The organism is Streptomyces yerevanensis (assembly GCF_000716805.1).
In the GTDB taxonomy this organism is placed as follows: domain Bacteria; phylum Actinomycetota; class Actinomycetes; order Streptomycetales; family Streptomycetaceae; genus Streptomyces; species Streptomyces flaveus.
The window spans coordinates 1-17,597 of record NZ_JNWJ01000054.1 but is presented as its reverse complement, the minus strand read 5'-3'; the positions used below and the strand labels follow the sequence as shown (position 1 = coordinate 17,597).

At 70.0% G+C, this 17,597-nt stretch carries 18 protein-coding genes; 10 read left to right on the top strand and 8 right to left on the bottom strand.

The window, feature by feature from the left end:
• Positions 1 to 215: 215 nt before the first annotated feature.
• On the top strand, positions 216 to 1,796 hold the full coding sequence (locus tag OP79_RS38045; protein WP_033327039.1) for an ABC transporter substrate-binding protein: 1,581 nt from the start codon (positions 216 to 218) through the stop codon (positions 1,794 to 1,796).
• A 143-nt stretch (positions 1,797 to 1,939) separates the two neighbouring features.
• Positions 1,940 to 2,623 carry a uracil-DNA glycosylase gene (locus OP79_RS38040; protein WP_033327037.1) on the top strand — a complete coding sequence of 228 codons (684 nt, stop codon included), beginning with the start codon at positions 1,940 to 1,942 and terminating at the stop codon, positions 2,621 to 2,623.
• Positions 2,624 to 3,213: 590 nt separating this feature from the next.
• Here the strand turns inward: OP79_RS38040 and OP79_RS38035 are convergent.
• Positions 3,214 to 3,726: a DinB family protein gene (locus OP79_RS38035; protein WP_033327035.1), complete on the bottom strand. Its 513-nt coding sequence runs from the start codon at positions 3,724 to 3,726 to the stop codon at positions 3,214 to 3,216.
• A 61-nt stretch (positions 3,727 to 3,787) separates the two neighbouring features.
• A complete protein-coding gene (locus OP79_RS55555; RefSeq protein WP_157857432.1) occupies positions 3,788 to 3,931 on the bottom strand; it encodes a hypothetical protein in 144 nt (47 codons plus the stop codon).
• Positions 3,932 to 3,982: 51 nt separating this feature from the next.
• Between OP79_RS55555 and OP79_RS38030 the strand changes: the two genes are divergently transcribed.
• Positions 3,983 to 4,888, top strand: a complete 906-nt coding sequence (locus OP79_RS38030) for a Gfo/Idh/MocA family protein (RefSeq protein WP_033327033.1) — start codon at positions 3,983 to 3,985, stop codon at positions 4,886 to 4,888.
• On the opposite strand, the gene lnt is transcribed toward OP79_RS38030, so the two are convergent.
• Positions 4,812 to 6,398, bottom strand: coding sequence for an apolipoprotein N-acyltransferase (lnt, locus tag OP79_RS38025; RefSeq protein ID WP_033327031.1), 1,587 nt, complete (start codon positions 6,396 to 6,398; stop codon positions 4,812 to 4,814). The genes OP79_RS38030 and lnt overlap by 77 nt on opposite strands.
• 95 nt (positions 6,399 to 6,493) lie before the next feature.
• Positions 6,494 to 6,979, bottom strand: coding sequence for a nuclear transport factor 2 family protein (locus OP79_RS38020; RefSeq protein ID WP_033327029.1), 486 nt, complete (start codon positions 6,977 to 6,979; stop codon positions 6,494 to 6,496).
• Between the two features lie 184 nt (positions 6,980 to 7,163).
• Between OP79_RS38020 and OP79_RS38015 the strand changes: the two genes are divergently transcribed.
• Positions 7,164 to 7,904 (top strand): SDR family NAD(P)-dependent oxidoreductase, encoded by a 741-nt coding sequence (locus OP79_RS38015; RefSeq protein WP_033327028.1) that lies wholly within the window; start codon positions 7,164 to 7,166, stop codon positions 7,902 to 7,904.
• Between the two features lie 179 nt (positions 7,905 to 8,083).
• On the opposite strand, the gene OP79_RS52620 is transcribed toward OP79_RS38015, so the two are convergent.
• Both OP79_RS52620 and OP79_RS38010 read right to left on the bottom strand, forming a co-directional pair.
• Positions 8,084 to 8,269, bottom strand: a complete 186-nt coding sequence (locus tag OP79_RS52620; protein ID WP_078492265.1) for a hypothetical protein — start codon at positions 8,267 to 8,269, stop codon at positions 8,084 to 8,086.
• Positions 8,270 to 8,364: 95 nt separating this feature from the next.
• Positions 8,365 to 9,240, bottom strand: a complete 876-nt coding sequence (locus tag OP79_RS38010) for an undecaprenyl-diphosphate phosphatase (RefSeq protein WP_033327026.1) — start codon at positions 9,238 to 9,240, stop codon at positions 8,365 to 8,367.
• A gap of 339 nt (positions 9,241 to 9,579) precedes the next feature.
• Here OP79_RS38010 and OP79_RS38005 point away from each other — a divergent pair, with 339 nt between their 5' ends.
• The 3 genes from OP79_RS38005 to OP79_RS37995 are packed head-to-tail and all read left to right on the top strand — an operon-like array spanning position 9,580 to position 12,445.
• A complete protein-coding gene (locus tag OP79_RS38005; protein ID WP_078492264.1) occupies positions 9,580 to 10,797 on the top strand; it encodes a Gfo/Idh/MocA family protein in 1,218 nt (405 codons plus the stop codon).
• Positions 10,794 to 11,729 (top strand): DUF6807 domain-containing protein, encoded by a 936-nt coding sequence (locus OP79_RS38000; protein ID WP_033327024.1) that lies wholly within the window; start codon positions 10,794 to 10,796, stop codon positions 11,727 to 11,729. The genes OP79_RS38005 and OP79_RS38000 overlap by 4 nt, the downstream gene beginning before the upstream one ends.
• Entirely contained in the window at positions 11,726 to 12,445 is a 720-nt protein-coding gene (locus OP79_RS37995; protein ID WP_106972583.1) for a cupin domain-containing protein, read from the top strand. Before OP79_RS38000 ends, OP79_RS37995 begins: the two co-directional genes overlap by 4 nt.
• Positions 12,446 to 12,463: 18 nt before the next feature.
• Here OP79_RS37995 and OP79_RS37990 read toward each other — a convergent pair whose 3' ends face one another.
• Positions 12,464 to 12,940, bottom strand: a complete 477-nt coding sequence (locus OP79_RS37990; RefSeq protein ID WP_033327020.1) for a winged helix-turn-helix transcriptional regulator — start codon at positions 12,938 to 12,940, stop codon at positions 12,464 to 12,466.
• 105 nt (positions 12,941 to 13,045) lie between these two features.
• On the opposite strand from OP79_RS37990, the gene OP79_RS37985 reads away from it, so the two are divergent.
• Positions 13,046 to 14,215, top strand: a complete 1,170-nt coding sequence (locus OP79_RS37985; RefSeq protein ID WP_033327018.1) for a thiolase family protein — start codon at positions 13,046 to 13,048, stop codon at positions 14,213 to 14,215.
• Between the two features lie 20 nt (positions 14,216 to 14,235).
• Here OP79_RS37985 and OP79_RS37980 read toward each other — a convergent pair whose 3' ends face one another.
• Positions 14,236 to 15,024: a TVP38/TMEM64 family protein gene (locus OP79_RS37980; protein ID WP_033327017.1), complete on the bottom strand. Its 789-nt coding sequence runs from the start codon at positions 15,022 to 15,024 to the stop codon at positions 14,236 to 14,238.
• Between the two features lie 49 nt (positions 15,025 to 15,073).
• On the opposite strand from OP79_RS37980, the gene OP79_RS37975 reads away from it, so the two are divergent.
• Positions 15,074 to 15,802, top strand: coding sequence for a DNA alkylation repair protein (locus OP79_RS37975; protein ID WP_033327015.1), 729 nt, complete (start codon positions 15,074 to 15,076; stop codon positions 15,800 to 15,802).
• A gap of 318 nt (positions 15,803 to 16,120) precedes the next feature.
• On the top strand, positions 16,121 to 17,290 hold the full coding sequence (tuf, locus tag OP79_RS37970) for an elongation factor Tu (protein WP_033327014.1): 1,170 nt from the start codon (positions 16,121 to 16,123) through the stop codon (positions 17,288 to 17,290).
• The last annotated feature ends 307 nt before the right edge of the window (positions 17,291 to 17,597 follow it).

Here is a 17,597-nt window from a genome sequence, read left to right as displayed (position 1 = left end):
GCGCGACCAGGCCGGATCCGCGCGGGCGCCCGCGCGACCGTGCCGCAACCGCGCGGGCGCCCGCCCGAGAAGGCGGGCGGTAACGAGTCAGAAACGTTCCGTCATCGCCCGGGCAGTGCGCTGACCAAGTGCTTGCCAGGGCAGCGGGCCAAGCGACCCGCCACTGCGGTATCGTCTGGCCACCCTTGTGGTATGCCCGATCGAGGATGGTGCGCGTGTTCAAGCGGGACAGATACCTGCGTCTGATGGGGGCCATCGCGTCCATAGCCCTGGTCGCCGGATGCGGTGTCTTCTCCTCGGAATCCTCCGACGACGGGAAGCCGATCGTCGTGGGGACGACCAGTCAGCCCAGCACCCTGGATCCGGCGGCCTCGTGGGACAGCTCCTGGGAGCTGTTCCGCAATGTCCACCAGACCCTGCTGGGTTTCCCCGCCGGTGCGTCCAAGCCCGAGCCCGACGCCGCCGAGAGCTGCAGGTTCACCGACAGCTCCAGCTCGGTGTACAGCTGCAAGCTGCAAGAGGGCCTGAAGTTCTCCGACGGACACGCGTTGGACGCGAAGGCCGTCAAGCACTCGATCGACCGGATCAAGAAGATCAACTTCAATGGTGGCCCCGCCGGTCTGCTGACCACCCTCGGCCGGGTCGAGGCGAAGGGCGACCTCGAGGTCGTCTTCCATCTGAACCAGCCCGACGCGACGTTCCCCTTCGTGCTCTCCACGCCCGCCATGTCGATCGTGGATCCCGAGGAGTACCCCGCCGACAAGCTCCGCGAGGACGGCGACATCACCGGCGCGGGGCCGTATCGCGTGGAGTCCTACGAGGACGGCAAGGAGGCCCAGCTCGTCAAGAACGACAACTACAAGGGCATCGCCAAACTCAAGAACAACGCCGTCACCATCCGCTACTTCTCGGGATCGTCCGAGGTGGTCGACGCTCTCAAGAAGAAGCAGATCGACGTCATCTACCGCGGCCTCGGCGCCACCGACGTCGTGGACATCCAGAACAGCGGCGACGACACGGGGCTCCAGCTCGTCGAGAACCCCACCACCGAGATCAGTTACCTGGTGTTCAACCCCAAGGACCCGTGGTCCAAGAGGCCCGCCGTCCGCAAGGCGATCGCCCAGGTCGTCGATCGCCCGGCGCTCGTCCACAACATCTACAAGGACACCGTCGAGCCGCTGTACTCCATGATCCCCAAGGGTCTGGTCGGCCACACCACGAGCTTCTTCGACGACTTCGGGAAGCCCAGCCCCGCCAAGGCCAGGCAGATCCTCGAGCAGGACGGCATCACCGAGCGCGTCCCGATCACCCTCTGGTACACGACCGACCGGTACGGCTCGCAGACCAAGCCGGCCTTCGAGGAGCTGAAGCGGCAGCTGGAGGCCTCCGACCTGTTCACGGTCAAGCTGAAGAGCCGCCCCTGGAAGACCTACGCGCCGGGCTACCAGAAGGGCGAGTACCCGGTGTTCGGGCGCGGCTGGAACCCCGACTTCCCCGACGCCGACAACTTCATCGCGCCCTTCGTGGGCGAGCAGAACGCGCTCGGTACCCCGTACGAGGCACCCGAGATCACCGACGAGCTGATCCCCGACTCCCGCCGTGAGAGCGACCGGGGCGCCGTGACCAACCAGTTCGAGCGGGCCCAGCAGATCCTCGTCGACGACGCGCGGCTGCTGCCGCTGTGGCAGGGCAAGTCGTACGTGGCCGCGAACGAAGAGATCGCCGGTGCCGAGAACTCCATCGACCCGGCGACGATGATGGCGATGTGGGAGCTGTACTGGAAGACCAGCTGGTAGCCCAGCTCTCTCCGGCCTCGGGCCCGATTGTCAGTGGGCGCCTGTAGGTTTCTGTGCTCTGAGGACGGCCGCGCCCCGCGCGGCCGTCCCCGGCCGTACGCACGCTGCGGCCGTCAAGTCAGCGCACAACGGAGGAAGTTCACGTGACCGACACCGCCATGCTGCCCGAGTCCTGGCGCGGCGTCCTGGGCGAAGAGCTGCAGAAGCCCTACTTCAAGGAGCTCACCGAGTTCGTGGAGGAGGAGCGTGGGAAGGGTCCCGTCCACCCTCCGCGCGAGGAGGTCTTCGCCGCGCTCGACGCGACGCCGTACGAGCGGGTGAAGGTACTGGTCCTCGGCCAGGATCCGTACCACGGCGAGGGCCAGGGGCATGGTCTGTGCTTCTCCGTCCGCCCGGGCGTGAAGGTCCCGCCGTCGCTGCGCAACATCTACAAGGAGATGCACGAGGAGCTGGGCACCCCAATCCCGGACAACGGCTTTCTGCTGCCGTGGGCCGAGCAGGGCGTCCTGCTGCTCAACGCGGTGCTTACGGTGCGTGGCGGTGAGGCCAACTCGCACAAGGGCAAGGGCTGGGAGAAGTTCACGGACGCGGTGATCCGGGCGGTGGCCGCGCGGCCCGACCCGGCGGTCTTCGTGCTGTGGGGCAACTACGCCCAGAAGAAGCTGCCCCTGATCGATGCGGAGCGGCACGCCGTGGTGAAGGGCGCGCACCCCTCGCCCCTGTCCGCCAAGAAGTTCTTCGGCTCGCGCCCGTTCACCCAGATCAACGAGGCGATCGCCCGGCAGGGCCACGCCCCGATCGACTGGCGGATCCCGAACCTGGGCTGACCGGCTGGTTCCGTGGAGCTCAACTCCCGTATGTCTCCTGGCAGATGGTCGCTTCCGGGCTGTCCGGCTGCCATCTGCCGTACTTTCGGCCCAAGTCGCACACGCCCGGGTCCGCTGGGCGCGGCCGGGCCGGGACATGTGGGACGCCGCGCGGTGTGGAGGGCTGTTCGGGGCGCTGGGGCTCAGAGTTCCTCGGCGCGTCCGTGGAGGGCCGGCGTGCGGTGGCCGGGGGAGATGGCGGCGCTGTCGGGCTGGGTGTCGCCACCGGCGGGGAAGGGCGGCGGGGCGGGCCGACGCGTTCCAGGGCCTCGTGGGCCGGGGCCTGCACGAGGTGCGGGTCGGACCTGACCTCGGGGTGCGGTGTCGAGGGGCGGCTCGATGGGGCCGGTACGCCGGGGGAGGACGGGTGCTGGACGGTCACGCAGCCGGAGACGGCCGAGACGGCCACGGCGACCAGGAGCGTTGCGGTGGTCGTGGATCGGTGCACCCGCACAACTCTGGTGTATCGGGGGCGCTTTGAGGAGCTGAGAAGGGGAGGATGCCCCGCACGGGTGAACGGCCCGCGGGGGTACCTCGGCCCGCACGGGGTCTCAGTCGCCGGTGGACCCGTCGATGCGCTCGCGGAGCAGGTCGGCGTGGCCGTTGTGGCGGGCGTACTCCTCGATCATGTGGGTGATGATCCAGCGCAGGTTGAACTGCTCGCCGGTCCGCCGGTGCTTGCCCTCGGAGATGTCGTCGAGGTCGAAACGGGCCGCGTTGCGCCGGGCGATCTCGATCTCGGCCTGCCAGGTGGCGTACGCCTCCTCCCAGGTGTCCGCGTCGGTGAGATGGAACTCGCCGTCCCGGTCCTCGTCGCTGTAGTAGATCGGCCCCGCGTCCTCTGCTGCGAGGACTTTGCGGAACCAGCCCCGCTCGACCTCCGCCATGTGCCGTACGAGCCCCATCAGCGAAAGCTCGGAGGGCTCCACGGAGGCGGTCCTGAGCTGGGCGTCGCTCAGGCCCCCGCATTTCCAGGCGAGCGTCTCGCGGTGGTAGTCGAGCCAGCCTTCCAGCATCGTGCGCTCATCGGCGTTGGTGGCGGGCTCACGGCGTTCGGTCGTCATCTGCGCATCCTCGCCCGCCCGTTGACGCAGCGCCAGGGGATTTCGCCGCTCCTTGCCCGAATCAGCCCCCCAGCATCCCGTCGATCAGCTCCCGCACCTCGTCGAGGCTCGGCACCTCCGCGTGGTACGAGCCCACCGCGACCGGGTCGCCCTCGCCGACTGGCGGCCACCACAGCGGCCGTATGCTTTCGGCCGAGGCGCACACCGCCCGTGAGACACCCGCATAGGCGCCCCTGAGGACCCTGAGGAGACCCCTGTGAAGGTCGGCTGCATCGGACTCGGCGACATCGCGCTGAAGGCGTATCTGCCGGTGCTCACCACGCAGCCGGATGTCGAGCTGCATCTGCACACGCGGACACCCGCCACCCTCAGCAGAGTCGCCGACAGCCTCCACATCCCGGCCCAGCGCCGCCACACCGACCTCTCGGACCTGCTCGCCCAGGACCTCGACGCGGCGTTCGTGCACGCGTCCACCCCCGCGCACCCCGAGATCGTGGGAGGACTGCTGGAGGCGGGCGTCGCGACCTATGTCGACAAGCCGATCGCGTACGAACTCGCCGACAGCGAGCGCCTGGTGCGGCTCGCGGAGGAGCGGGACACCAGCCTGGCCGTCGGCTTCAACCGGCGCTACGCACCCGGGTACGCCCAGTGCGCCGACCACCCGCGCGAGCTGATCCTGATGCAGAAGAACCGCGTCGGCCTGCCCGCGCATCCCCGCACGATGATCCTCGACGACTTCATCCATGTCGTGGACACGTTGCGGTTCCTGGCGCCGGGCCCGGTCGACGACGTGACCGTGCGGGCTCGGGCCGAGGGCGGGCTGCTGCACCACGTGGTGCTGGTGCTCGCGGGGGAGGGGTTCACGGCGCTCGGTGTGATGAACCGGCTGAGCGGCTCGAACGAGGAGATCCTCGAGGTGTCGGGTCAGGACACCAAGCGGCAGGTCGTCAACCTCGCCGAGGTCATCGACCACAAGGGCCAGCCGACCGTGCGACGCCGTGGCGACTGGGTGCCGGTGGCCCGGCAGCGCGGCATCGAGCAGGCCGTGCTCGCCTTCCTGGACGCCGTACGCGCGGGGAAGGTGCTCAGTGCCCGGGATGCGCTGGCGACCCATGAGCTGTGCGAGCGGGTGGTGCGTGCGGTTCAGGAGCGGCCCGCCTGATCCGCAGCGACCGTATGCCCTCCGTGGCGCCCAGCGCCGCGAGGATCAGCAGCGCCGCGTACACCGGCCACTCGCCGTAGCGTGCGTACGGCGTGACACCGCTGGCCAGCGGTATGTCGTACACCTTCCAGGCGTTCGCGCTCGTGCCGAGCCAGTCGCCGACCCGCTCACCGCTCGGACCGTAGACGGCGGAGGCGCCCGTGAGCGTCGAGTGCACCATCGGCCGGCCCGTCTCGGCGGCCCGCAGCGCCGCCAGCGACGCGTGCTGCTCCGGTGCCCAGCTCCGCTGGAACGTCGAGGTCGACGACTGCGCCAGCAGCACCTCGGCGCCGTCCCGCGCGAGATGGCGGCTCATGTCGGGGAACGCCGACTCGAAGCACACCATCGGGCCCACCCGCAGACCGTCCCCGACGGTCATCACCACCTGCTCCGTGCCGCGTTTGCGGTCCTCGCCCGCGGCCTTGCCGACGGAGGTGGCCCAGCCGAGGACGGAACGGAAGGGGACGTACTCACCGAAGGGAACCAGCCGCATCTTGTCGTAGCGGTCGCCGGTCGGACCCTCGGGACCCACGACCACCGAGCTCTTGTATATGCCGGGCCGGTCGGAGCGGCGCGCGTCCACGTTCACGATGATGTCGGTGCCCACCTCGCGGGAGAGCGCGGCTATCCGGTTCGCGAGGTCGGGCCGGTCGGCGAGGTCGAAGCCGACGCTGCTCTCGCCCCAGACGACGAGGTCCACGTCCTGCCCGGCCAGCTGCCGGGTGAGCGCCTCCTCACGCGCGAACCGCTTCTCGGCGCCGCCGACGCCGTTGATCGGTCCGGGCTGTACCACGGCGATCCGCACCTGGTCGTCGACGTCCGGGCGCGGCGACCATACCCAGGCCGCCGAGGTGGCGACGGCCGTCGCCACCAGTCCGGCAACGGCCGGGACACGTGCGCTGCGTATCGCTATGAGGACGGCCACCGCGACGTTCACGGCGACGATCAGGAAGCTGAGCAGCCACACCCCGCCGACCGAGGCGAGCCGCAGCGCCGGTTCCACCTCCCACTGGCTCGAGCCGAGCATGCCCCACGGCCCGCCCAATCCCTCCCAGGAGCGCACGAGTTCGGCCATCAGCCAGCCCGAGGGCAGCACGAAAAGCGCCGCCACCACCTTGCCGGGCGAGGGCGCACCGGCCAGGAAGCGGCGGACCAGCCAGCCCCACGGGGCCCACAGCGCGCCGAGCAGGGCGGCTATGACGAAGGTGAAGACGTGCAGACTCGGCAGCAGCCAGTGGTGCACGGCCAGCATGAAACCGAGCCCGCCCAGCCAGCCGTCGTACGCCGCCCGCCGCCCCGTCGGCGCCGAGCGCGCGAGCAGCATCCACGGCACCAGCGCGACATACGCGAACCACCACAGGGACGGCTGCGGGAAGCTCAGCATGGGCAGGGCCCCGGCGAGTGCGGCCGCGGCGCCGCGCCACCGGGGGGACTCCAGGCGCCGGCGCCGGTCAATGGCGGACAGTTGCATGCAGCGCCTCCTCGGCCCCCCGATGCCCGGTGCGTACCTCTGTTGCCTGCCTCCAGTGTGCGCGACGGAGACGATCTCCGTAAGGGCGTATCCGATCAGGTCGAGGCAGGCTCCTGACGAGCCTGCGGGGCCCGGCGCCACTTCTCGTCGACGACCACTGAGCGCAGCCGCCAACCACCGTCCGTACGCACCAGCGCGAAGTCGTAACGGCCGCCGCACACGAAGTCCGGCGCCGTGTCTCCGCCGTCGTGTCCGGCGAACCGCATCGGGTTCACATAGTCCGCCCGTACCTGCGCCGTGTCACCGGTGTCATGCTCCAGCGGCCCGAACCGTACCTGCCGGTTGACGATCAGATGCTGGCGCATCGGGAAGAGCTCCATGGTCTGCGTCAGCCACTCGGCGACCTCCTTCGCATCCCCCTCGATACCGCCCGCCGACCGGTAGTCCGCCCGCCCGTCCGATGTGAACAGACCCCGGTACGCCTCCCAGTCCCCGTCGTCGACCGCCACCGCATAATCGGTGATCAGTCCGTCGACCGCCAGCCGGTCCATCACCGTCGCCAGTTCCACACGCTGAGTCATCGGCTCAGTGTTGGCCACGGGACGGGCAACGCCAAGGGGTGTGCCCCGATATTCACCGGCCGTGTGCCGTCCGTACGGTCGAACCGGTACGCATGGACCCTATGGACTGACGTACCGGCGGATCTGCGATCGTAGACAGCCCGCACGCATGGATCATGAACGCATGGATCATGAAGGAGCCCACATGTCTCGCCCTGTCACGGTCGTCACGGGCGGCAGCCGCGGAATCGGCGCCGCAACCTGCGTGCGGCTGGCGGCGGACGGGCACGACCTGGTGGTGGCGTACGCGCGCGACGACGCGGCTGCCGAGCGCACCGCAACCGCCGTACGCGAGGCGGGAGCGCGCTGCGTCACCGTACGGGTCGACGTCTCCGACGAGGGTGACGTCGAAGGGCTCTTCGACACGGCGGCGGAACGGCTGGGACCGGTGACGGGACTGGTCAACAACGCCGGGGTGACCGGTCGGCTCGGCCGCCTCGTCGACGCGGACACCGCCGACCTGCGCCGCGTCATGGAGGTCAACCTCCTCGGCACGCTGCTCTGTTCACGCCGGGCCGCACGGGACATGGTGCCCCGGGGCGCCGGAGCCATCGTCAATGTGTCGTCGGGAGCGGCCACGCTGGGCAGCCCCGGAGAGTACGTCCACTACGCGGCGAGCAAGGCGGCGATCGACACCCTGACAATGGGCCTCTCGAAGGAACTCGGCCCGGACGGCATCCGCGTCAACGGGGTGGCCCCCGGCCTCGTCGAGACCGAGATGCACGCGGCGATGGGCGAACCGGACCGCCCGGCCCGGCTGATCCCGACGATCCCGCTCCGCCGGGCAGGCACGGCTGAGGAAATCGCCGCGGCGATCGCATGGCTCCTGTCCCCGGAGGCGTCCTATGCGACGGGGACGGTGCTACGGGTGGCGGGCGGCCGCTGATCCTGGGCCGCTGGCCGCTTGGGTGCGCGTGGCGCCCCGCTTGGGCTCGCGCCCCTTAAGAGCGCGGCGCAGCCGCCTCTTAAGGGGCGCGGGGCTGTATCAATGTGCGGCTCCGCCGCGTGGGCGCGACAAGCCACAACGAGCCGGCAGCCGCCAAACAACCGCAATTCCCCGAGCTGCTAGGCGCCCTGCTCAACCAGCGGCGGCAGCCGCACGGCCGCCGCCCACTGCACCACCAGAAGCTCGTACTCCGCCCGCTCCTGAGGCGACAAGGAGCCGCCCGACCGTATCCATAAGGCGCGGATCTGCTCATTCAGCGCGGCAGCGGACCGCACGGAACCAGGGGTCATGGGATCGGGGGACATGTGTACAAGCCTAGGCCCAAGGACTGACAGCCCGCTACCAAACGACTACCCAAGACATATGTGGTTGGTCACGATGACGGTCGGCCCTGCAGACGTCAGCCCGCCGACTCCGCCGCGTGCGGGCTCAGGGCACCCATGCTGACCAGCACGATGATGACGATGCCGAGCAGGATGCGGTAGTAGACGAAGGGCATGAAGGACTTGGTCGAGATGAACTTCATGAACCATGCGATGACTACGTAACCCACGAAGAAAGCGATAATTGTCGCGAAAATCGTCGGCCCCCACGACACATGCCCGCCCTCGCTCGCGTCCTTCAGCTCGTAGAGGCCCGAGGCGAGCACCGCCGGGATGGCGAGCAGGAAGGAGTAGCGGGCCGCGGCCTCGCGGCTGTAGCTCATCAGCAGGCCACCGCTGATGGTGGCGCCGGAGCGGGAGACGCCGGGGATGAGGGCCATCGCCTGGCAGACGCCGTAGACGAGGCCGTCCCTGACGGTCAGCTCCTGGAGTGACTTCCGCTCCTTCGGCATCCGGTGCTTGCCGCCGGCCTCCTCGCGTGCGGCGAGACGGTCCGCGATGCCGAGGACGACGCCCATCACGATCAGTGTCGTGGCGGTGATACGCAGATCACGGAACGGACCCTCGATCTGGTCCTTGAGTGTGACGCCCAGCACACCGATCGGAATCGAGCCGATGATCACCAGCCAGCCCATCCGCGCGTCGTGATCCTGTCGCATCGTCTTGTCGACCAGCGAGCGGGACCACGCCGAGATGATCCGCGCGATGTCCTTGCGGAAGTAGATCAGCACCGCGGTCTCCGTACCGATCTGGGTGATCGCGGTGAAGGCCGCCCCCGGGTCGTCCCAGCTCGCGAACGCCGCGGTCAGCCGCAGATGCGCACTGGAGGAGATGGGCAGGAACTCGGTCAGCCCCTGGACGAGTCCGAGGATGAGGGATTCAAACCAAGACATGAAGTTACGTGATCCAAGTGCTGAGGGCGGGTGCGGAGCGAATGGGAGGACGTACGCGCCGTGTTGCCGATTGCGGTGATCAGGCGCGACCGGGGCAGCGTAGCGTCCCGCGGTGGCGGTGCGGGCGGCCGGGCCTCCCCCAGCGCACACCGGCGCACGCCCCGCTCGGCGCGCGGTGGCGCACCCTCCGCAACGGTGGACAGGGTGTTGACCCGCCCCGACCTCGGCGCTTACGTTTCCGCGAGGAGTGAAAGCGCTTGCTGAAATCGGTGGCCAGCCGGGGTCGGCGGGCGTCCGCCAGAGCCGAACGTCACGTCCGATGGAGTGCTGATCACGTAGATGCGTACCCCCCGCGACGCAACCCCCAGTGAGACGATCCCGCACGAGAATTCGCACCGGACCTCGTCCCGAAGTGGAACCGCGGCCCCGCTCGAGGGCCGCCGCATCAAGGCCGCGATCGTCGGCACCGGAGCCATCGCCGGCAGCCACCTGCCCGCCCTCGCCGCGCTCGCGGCCGAAGGGGAGGTGGAGGTCGTCGCGGCGGTCGACATCGACGCCGAAGCGGTCAAGCGGTTCAGCGCGGAGGGCGGTGTCCCGCACGCTTACACCGATCTCGACCGGATGCTGGCCGAACAGCGCCCGGACCTCGTCTCCGTGTGCACCCCGCCGACCCTGCACCGTGCGCAGACCGTCGCCGCACTGCGGGCCGGCGCCTGGGTGTGGTGCGAGAAGCCGCCGGTGCCGTCGCTCGCCGACTTCGACGCCGTGGAGGCCGAGGAGGGGCTCGACGGCGGTCCGTATGCCGCCATCGTCTTCCAGCACCGTTTCGGCTCGGGCGCGAGACATGTACGACGCCTGATCGCCGAAGAGGCGATGGGGCGGCCCCTCGTGGCGCACTGCCAGACCACCTGGTACCGCAACGCCGCCTACTACGCGGTGCCCTGGCGCGGAAAGTGGCAGACCGAGGGCGGCGGGCCCGCCATGGGACACGGCATTCACCAGATGGATCTGCTGCTCGATCTGCTCGGCCCGTGGACCGAGGTACGGGCCATGGCCGGACGCCTGGTGCACGACGTGCAGACCGAGGACGTCTCGACCGCGCTCGTACGCTTCGAGAGCGGTGCTCTCGCGACCGTGGTCAACAGCGTGCTCAGCCCGGACGAAGTCAGCCGCATCCGCATCGACTGCGAGCGGGCGACGGTGGAACTCACCCACCTCTACGGCCACAGCAACGACAACTGGCGCGTCATCCCGGTGCCGGACGCACCGGCCGAGGACGTGGCCGCCTGGCAGAACTTCGGCGCGGACGTGCCGAGTTCGCACCTGGCCCAGCTGCGCGAACTGGTCGCGAGCATGCGCGCGGGCGAGCGTCCGCGCAGCAGCGGCGCCGACGGGCGCACCAGCCTGGAGCTGATCACCGCGCTCTACAAGTCGGCGTTCACGGACAGGACCGTACGGGCCGGCGAGATCGGCCCCGGCGACCCCTACTACACCGCTCTGCACGGCGGCGCCCCCGGCTGGGCACCGGCGACGCACGAGAAGGAGGTACCGGCATGACCGCACAGGACGGACTGCGCGTCGTCCACGCCCACGGCGACCGCATCACGATCACCGAACCCACCACCGGCGTCGAGCTGTTCAGCTATGTGTACGGCCCCGAGGCGGCCTGGGAGGCGCCGAAGCCGTACGTGCATCCGCTCAGGACCCTGGCGGGCAACGTTGTCACCGACTACCGGCCCAACGACCACCGCTGGCACAAGGGTCTCCAGATGACCGCCTCGCATCTGTCGGGGGCGAACCTGTGGGGCGGCAACTCGTACGTGCACGGGCAGGGGTATCTCGAACTCCCGGAGCGCGTCGGGTCGATGGCGCACGTCAAGTTCGACGAGGTCGGTGCGGACAGTGGCCGTTTTGTCATCGCCGAGCGGCTCACCTGGCATCCGTACGACGGCACGCTCTGGGCGGACGAAGAGCGCCGTATCGAGGTGCACGACGTGGACCCGTCGTCCGGGTCCTGGGCGCTGACCTGGACGACCGCCGTCACCAACCGGCGCGACGAGCCCCTGCGGTTCGGCAGCCCCACGACGGCCGGGCGGGAGATGGCCGGTTACACGGGCCTCTTCTGGCGCGGCCCTCGCGCCTTCCGGGACGGGCGCATCGTCGGGCCCGACAGCGAAGGGCCCGAGCTGATGGGGCAACAGGCGCCCTGGCTCGCGTACTCGGGTGAGCACGACGTCACCGACGGGCACGCGACCCTCGTCTTCGCGCACGCCCCGGAGAACGACCACACGGGCGAGGGCGGCGCCCACCCGGCCCACTGGTTCGTGCGCAACGAGCCGTTCGCGGCCGTCGCCCCGTCCTTCGCCTTCTTCGACGAGCTGGAACTCGCGCCCGGCGACACCCTCACCCGCCGCTACCGCGTGGTCGTCGCCGACGGCGCCTGGGAGCGTGAGGAGATCGCCAAGTACCTGGAGGAGCACCCGTGGTGAGCGCCGCCCCCGATTTCACCGGACTACCCGGAGCCGTCGCCGTCTCGCATCTGTCCGTCTACGACTGGCCCGCCGCGGACGGGGTGTGCGGCGGAACTCCCCATCTGCATCTGACCTGTTCGGAGGCGTACGTCGTCACCGGCGGGCGGGGCGCGGTGCAGACCCTGACGACGTCCGGATACGAGGTGACGCCTCTCGCACCCGGCACGGTCGCCTGGTTCACGCCCGGCACCATCCACCGGCTCGTCAACGAGGACGACCTGCGCATCACCGTCCTCATGCAGAACAACGGCCTGCCGGAGGCGGGGGACGCGGTGCTCACACTGCCCCCGAAGTACCTGACAGACCCGGAGACCTACGCCGCCGCCACCGTCATCCCGGCGGACGCGCCCGAGGAGGAGCGGGAGCGCATCGCTCGCGCCCGGCGTGACCTCGCACTCGAGGGCTACCGGGCGCTGCGCGACGCGGACGGGCCCGAGGCGCTGGCCGCGTTCCATCGGGCCGCTGCCGCGCTCGTTCGGCCCCGGCTCGCCGAGTGGCGCGAGCGCTGGGAACGCGGGGCGCAGGCGGCTGCCGCGGCCACGGGGGATCAGCTCGAGCGGCTCGAGAAGGGTGACGTGTCCCACCTCGCCGATGCCGCTGTACGTGCCGAACAGCCGTCCGCGTACGGCAAGTTCGGGATGTGCGGGCGGCTCGACGTGTATCAGGGAACGTAAAGGGACGTAAGCCCGGCTCTACGCCGCCGCCGGGCCCGTCACCGTCCACCCCGGGGTCTGCGGGTGGGCCGTCAGCTCGTCGTGCCGGACCTGCTCGCCGCACTCCGAGCAGACGACGACCGGAACCAGTTCGTGGCCGCCCACGTGTCCGTGGCCGCCGACGTGTTCGAGCACCATGGGGCGATCGCCGTCGTTGAGATGGCGGTCGCCCCACGCCATGAGCGTGAGGAGCACCGGCTCCAGCTCCAGACCGGCCGTCGTGGGCCGGTACTCGAAGCGCGGCGGGTGCTCGCTGTAGGCGACCTTTTCCAGCACTCCGACGTCGACCAGCCGCTTCAGGCGGTTCGTGAGTACGTCGCGCGGGGCGCCGATGTTGCGCACCAGTTGGTCGAACCGTGTGGCGCCCAGGGTCACCTCACGCAGGACGAGCAGGGAGTACTTCTCGCCGACGAGAGCGAGTGTGCCGGCGATCGAGCAGGGGCGGGCGTCCTTCATGCGATCCAGTCTAGAGGGTGGGTTGGTTCTTCCAACCCACCGGGTTACTGTGGAGTCACTTGGCGAGTTTGGAAAGCAAACCCATCGACTCCGAGGGACCAGACCATGCGTGACGCAGTCATCGTCGAAGCCGTACGCACCCCGATAGGCAAGGGCAAGCCGAACGGTGCCCTCGCCCACGTCCATCCCGTGGAACTCCTCGCCCACACGCTCCGTACCCTCGTCGAGCGGTCCGGTGTCGACCCGGCGCTGATCGACGACGTCATCGGCGGCACGGTCGACCAGGTCGGCGAGCAGGCCATGAACACCACCCGTTACGCCGTGCTGTCGGCCGGCTTCCCCGAGACGGTGCCCGCGACGACCGTGGACCGTCAGTGCGGTTCGTCCCAGCAGGCCGTGCACTTCGCGGCGCAGGGCGTCATCTCGGGGGCGTACGACCTGGTGGTGGCCTGTGGGGTGGAGTCGATGAGCCGTGTGCCGATGTGGTCCAACGTGCCGGCGGGCAAGGACCCCTTCGGGCCCGGAGTCGCCGAACGCTACCCGGAGGGCCTGGTGCCGCAGGGCATCAGCGCCGAGCTGATCGCGGCCAAGTGGTCGATCTCGCGCGACCGGATGGACGCGTTCGCGGTGGACTCGCATCGAAAGGCGGCCGCGGCGTGGGAGAACGGGCTGTTCGCCGATGAAGTGGCGCCCTTGGAGGGGGTGACGCGCGACGAGTGCGTCCGGCCAGGCAGCACCACGGAGGTCCTGGCCGGTCTCAAGCCCGCCTACTACGACCCGAACTTCGGCGAGCGTTTCCCGCAGATCGAGTGGAACGTCACCGCGGGCAACGCCAGCCCGATCAACGACGGCGCGTCCGCCGTGCTCATCACGTCGAGCGAGACCGCGGCCCGCCTCGGCCTGCGCCCGTTGGCCCGGCTGCACAGCTTCGCGGTCACCGGGTCGGACCCGTTGCTGATGCTCACAGGTGTCATCCCCGCCACCGAGAAAGTGCTCCGCAAGGCGTCGCTGAGCGTCGACGACATCGATCTCTTCGAGGTCAACGAGGCCTTCTCCAGCGTCGTCCTCGCCTGGCAGCAGGAGACGGGCGCCGATCTCGCCAAGGTCAACGTGCACGGCGGCGCGATCGCCATCGGCCACCCCCTCGGCGCGAGCGGCACCCGCCTGACGACCACCCTCGTGCACGCGATGAGGGCCCGCGGGGCCCGCTATGCGCTCCAGACGATGTGCGAGGCGGGCGGCCTGGCGAACGCGATGGTGCTGGAGGGCTTGTAGGCCTGACTCAGCCGGCTCTCTCAGTGTCCGCGGAAATGGTGGCGCTTGCGCCAGGCGATGGCCGCCCCCACCAGGGCCGGGAGGGCGATGCAGGCCATGGCGATCAGGAAGGCGGGGGACGTCGGGGCCGAGGCGCGGGCGCCGGCGACGACATACGCGGCGGTGTTCGGGATCGAGCCGAGGGCTGTGGCGAGGAGGAAGGGGAGGTAGCCCATACGGGAGACGGACGCGCAGTAGTTCGCGGCCCAGAACGGCACCCCGGGGAACAGTCGCGCGGCCATCATCGAGCGGAAGCCGTGTCGGCTGAGCTGGCCGTCGGCCAGCTTCAGCCAGCGTCCGCGCAGCAAGGGCCGCAGCGCGTCCTGCCCCAGCATCCGGCCGAGCCCGAACGCGATGCCCGCCCCGAGCACCGTGCCGGAAAGCGCGGCCCCGAGCCCCAGTTGCGAGCCGAAGAGGGCACCCGCCGCGAGGTTGAGGAGCGGCCTGGGCACGAAGGCGACCGTGCACAGCCCGTACGCCACCGCGAACACCACGGCCGCCGCGGCACCGTTCAGCTGTGGCGGCCAGCCGTCGGCCAGCAGCTTCTGTGGCTGGAAGAGCAGCACGGTCGCGGCGGCGGCCATGAGCAGCGTCACGAGCAGGGACAGCCGGGACCACGGCGAGAGCAGTGCTCTCGTGCAGCGCGCGGCAAGACCCGTGGGCGCGGCGGCGAACTCAGGGGCGGCGAACTCGGCGGAGCCGAGATCCGTGGCGGCGGCCGGGGGAGCGGCCGTGGCGGTGCCCCCAGAGCGGGTGGTGGCATCGAGCATTCGGCGACACTAACTGACCCATGTGTGTGATCGCCGTATGGTTCGTCCCATGGGCGTCACAGCCACCGGAACGTCAGAAGGCCGTTTGGAGCCGCCCCGCAGCGCCGTCGCGGACACTCTGCTGGAGCGGCTCACCGCCACCTACGCGGCGGCGGCCGATCCGGAACGGGCCGAGTCGATGCGCGCGTACATGAAGGACATCGCGCCCTTCCTCGGCCTGACCACGCCGGATCGCCGCGCGCTCTCACGCACCGTGCTGGCAGGCACGCCCCGCCCCGACGAGACGGACTGCACGGCGGTGGCGCTGCGCTGCTGGCGTCTGCCGCAACGCGAGTACCACTACTTCGCAGTCGACTATCTGCGCCGCCATGTGACGCGTCTCTCGTCCGGCTTCCTGCCGGTGGCACGCCATCTCGTCTCCACGGTCCCCTGGTGGGACACCGTCGACCTGCTCGCCTGCCATGTGCTGGGAGGCCTGGTGGCCGCCGACCCGAAACTGCGGGCCGACATGGACGCGTGGATCGAGGACGACGACCTGTGGGTCGCCCGCACGGCTCTCCTCCACCAGCTCCGCTACAAGGACGCCACCGACACCGAACGCCTCTTCGCGTACTGCGTCCGCCAGTCCGGCCACCCCGACTTCTTCATCCGCAAGGCGATCGGCTGGTGCCTGCGTGAGTACGCCAAGACGGACCCGGAGGCGGTACGCGCCTTCGTAGCCCGGGAACGGCTCTCACCACTCTCCGCGCGTGAGGCGCTCAAGAACATCGGCCCCTGACGGAGCAGCAGAACCACTGGTGAGCGCCAAATTCACGTCCGCCTCCCGGCCGCCGAAAATCATTCGACGTGGGCTGACACGTCAGCAATGATCTCCTCATGTTCCGGCACGCCTTCCTCCTCGCAGCATCCGCACTCGCGGATGCCCCGAAGGCTGCCGTCGTGACCACAGTGGCCGCCGTCGACGGCGCCCGAAGCTGACCCTCTCCGGATCGTCCGGCGGACCCCGCAGGGGGAGGGTCGGCAAGTTCCTTGGGGTCCCCGTCCCGCTCCGCCGGGACCATCACTCGGTTCCACTGAGAGGCTTCGAGGTACCGCCATGTCCAAAACGGCTTACGTCCGCACGAAACCGCATCTGAACATCGGCACGATGGGCCATGTCGACCACGGCAAGACCACCCTGACCGCCGCCATCACCAAGGTCCTCGCCGAGCGCGGCTCCGGCACCTTCATTCCGTTCGACCGGATCGACCGGGCGCCGGAGGAGGCCGCGCGCGGCATCACCATCAACATCGCGCACGTCGAGTACGAGACCGACACCCGGCACTACGCGCACGTCGACATGCCGGGCCACGCCGACTACGTCAAGAACATGGTCACCGGGGCCGCGCAACTCGACGGCGCGATCCTCGTCGTCTCCGCACTCGACGGGATCATGCCGCAGACCGCCGAGCACGTACTGCTCGCCCGCCAGGTGGGCGTCAACCACATCGTCGTCGCTCTCAACAAGGCCGACGCGGGCGACGAGGAGCTCACCGACCTCGTCGAACTGGAGGTCCGCGAGCTGCTCTCCGCGCACGGCTACGGCGGCGACTCCGTACCGGTCGTACGGGTCTCCGGGCTCAGGGCCCTTGAGGGGGACCCACGTTGGACCGGGGCGATCGACGCGCTGCTCGACGCTGTGGACACGTACGTCCCGATGCCCGAGCGCTATATCGACGCGCCGTTCCTGCTGCCCGTCGAGAACGTGCTCACCATCACCGGCCGCGGCACGGTCGTGACGGGCGCGGTGGAGCGGGGAACGATTCGCGTGGGCGACCGGGTCGAAGTGCTCGGTGCTTCCGTGGACACCGTCGTCACCGGCCTGGAGACCTTCGGCAAGCCGATGGAGGAGGCGCAGGCAGGGGACAACGTGGCGTTGCTGTTGCGCGGTGTCGCGCGTGACGCCGTGCGCCGCGGCCATATCGTCGCGGCGCCCGGCAGCGTCGTACCCAGTCGCCACTTCTCGGCACAGGTGTACGTCCTGTCGACGCGCGAGGGCGGGCGTACGACGCCGGTGTCCACCGGGTACCGGCCGCAGTTCTACATCCGCACCGCGGACGTGGTCGGTGACGTCGACCTCGGCGAGCGGGCTGTTGCGCGGCCCGGGGAGACCGTCACCATGACGGTCTCGTTGGGCCGCGACGTCCCGCTCGAGCCGGGGCTCGGGTTCGCGATCCGCGAAGGTGGGCGGACGGTGGGGGCGGGCACGGTGACGTCGGTCGGCTGACCGTGCGGGTGGGCTGGGGGAGGGTTCCTTTCCCCAGGCCCGCCCCTTCCCGAAACTGGGGGCTGCGCCCCCAGGCCCCCGCCGGGGGGTGGGGGTGACAGTCGTGTCGCGGCTGCGGGTGCGTCGTGGCTGGTCGCGCAGTTCCCCGCGCCCCTAAAAGCAAAAGCCTGCGGCTACCCGGGCCCCGGGGAAGCCCGTACCCCCGACTACCCGCAGTTTCCCTCCGGTGGGAGGGGTCGTGGGCCGGTGCGTCGTATGCCCGTCGCGTAGGTTCTGTCTCGGAGGACCCGCACCGTGTACCAACACC

Bases quoted from the DNA above. Each gene is read 5' to 3' on its own strand.
- OP79_RS38035 (WP_033327035.1), bottom strand. From the start codon at position 3,726: ATGACGACCGAACGCCGTGAGCCCGCCACCAACGCCGATGAGCGCACG.
- lnt (WP_033327031.1), bottom strand. From the start codon at position 6,398: ATGCAACTGTCCGCCATTGACCGGCGCCGGCGCCTGGAGTCCCCCCGG.
- OP79_RS38020 (WP_033327029.1), bottom strand. From the start codon at position 6,979: ATGACTCAGCGTGTGGAACTGGCGACGGTGATGGACCGGCTGGCGGTC.
- OP79_RS38015 (WP_033327028.1), top strand. From the start codon at position 7,164: ATGTCTCGCCCTGTCACGGTCGTCACGGGCGGCAGCCGCGGAATCGGC.
- OP79_RS52620 (WP_078492265.1), bottom strand. From the start codon at position 8,269: ATGTCCCCCGATCCCATGACCCCTGGTTCCGTGCGGTCCGCTGCCGCG.
- OP79_RS38010 (WP_033327026.1), bottom strand. From the start codon at position 9,240: ATGTCTTGGTTTGAATCCCTCATCCTCGGACTCGTCCAGGGGCTGACC.
- OP79_RS38005 (WP_078492264.1), top strand. From the start codon at position 9,580: ATGCGTACCCCCCGCGACGCAACCCCCAGTGAGACGATCCCGCACGAG.
- OP79_RS38000 (WP_033327024.1), top strand. From the start codon at position 10,794: ATGACCGCACAGGACGGACTGCGCGTCGTCCACGCCCACGGCGACCGC.
- OP79_RS37990 (WP_033327020.1), bottom strand. From the start codon at position 12,940: ATGAAGGACGCCCGCCCCTGCTCGATCGCCGGCACACTCGCTCTCGTC.
- OP79_RS37985 (WP_033327018.1), top strand. From the start codon at position 13,046: ATGCGTGACGCAGTCATCGTCGAAGCCGTACGCACCCCGATAGGCAAG.
- OP79_RS37980 (WP_033327017.1), bottom strand. From the start codon at position 15,024: ATGCTCGATGCCACCACCCGCTCTGGGGGCACCGCCACGGCCGCTCCC.
- OP79_RS37975 (WP_033327015.1), top strand. From the start codon at position 15,074: ATGGGCGTCACAGCCACCGGAACGTCAGAAGGCCGTTTGGAGCCGCCC.
- tuf (WP_033327014.1), top strand. From the start codon at position 16,121: ATGTCCAAAACGGCTTACGTCCGCACGAAACCGCATCTGAACATCGGC.